This window comes from Alteromonas sp. KUL150 (genome assembly GCF_009811475.1).
GTDB lineage: Bacteria > Pseudomonadota > Gammaproteobacteria > Enterobacterales > Alteromonadaceae > Alteromonas > Alteromonas gracilis.
On record NZ_BLIJ01000100.1, the window covers coordinates 1 to 803 of the forward strand.

At 41.8% G+C, this 803-nt stretch carries 1 protein-coding gene; it reads left to right on the forward strand.

All coding sequences use genetic code 11. The annotated features are described in order from the left end of the window. Window positions 1-172 precede the first annotated feature (172 nt). Window positions 173-583: a type II toxin-antitoxin system PemK/MazF family toxin gene (locus GVO62_RS19275; protein WP_159120628.1), complete on the forward strand. Its 411-nt coding sequence runs from the start codon at window positions 173-175 to the stop codon at window positions 581-583. Window positions 584-803 lie beyond the last annotated feature (220 nt).

Genomic DNA, 803 nt, shown 5'->3' on the forward strand with positions numbered 1-803 from the left:
CCTAACACCCCACTAAGGGGCGATAACACATGGGCTAAAATTAGGAACGAAGTGACGCAGCCCATGTGTTAGCGTCCCAGCGAGCAACGCGAGTGCCTTGAGTGGTTTGTTAGCAACCGCCCTTTGAATTTGTTACGATTGTAAGATTAACATAAGGAACAAAAGAAAAAGAATGGTTAAATTCCACCCTAAAAAAGGAACTTTATTGTGTTGTGACTTTTCTGTTGGATTCAAGGCTCCAGAGATGGTCAAAATTAGACCAGTGGTAGTGGTATCTCCTAAACTGCCAGGTAGGCCGGAATTATGTACAGTTGTCCCAATCAGTTCTGTTGAGCCTACGCCACTACAGCAATACCATCACAAAATGAATATTGATTCGCTCACGCCTAGACTGCAGCAAACAGATTGTTGGGCCAAGTGCGACATGATTTATACTGTTGCATTAGAAAGACTAGATAGGCTTAGAGAAAAAGAAAAGTCAGGTAAAAGGGTATATCTAAGTAAGCAGATTACTAAAGAGGATCTTCAGGCGATAGAAATCGCCATTTTAAACGGACTAGGCCTTAAAAAATTCTTGGGATAAGAAAAAGCCCAAAGAACATAGTTCTCTGGGCTTGTATTCTTGACACTTGCTGGATAAACCAGAACATGGCCTAGGAAGCTTGTCATCGCCGAATCCTAGGTCAGCTACCATTACGGTAGTCTCTCTAGCCGGATAATCCGGAACAATTAAATTGTAGCTACAAATAGACTTGTTGTAAACGAAGAAGTTCACATTACGTGTATAACAAGGTTGCTAACGC

Excerpts from the sequence above, each read along its gene's own strand:
- GVO62_RS19275 (WP_159120628.1), top strand. The coding sequence starts at position 173 with ATGGTTAAATTCCACCCTAAAAAAGGAACTTTATTGTGTTGTGACTTT.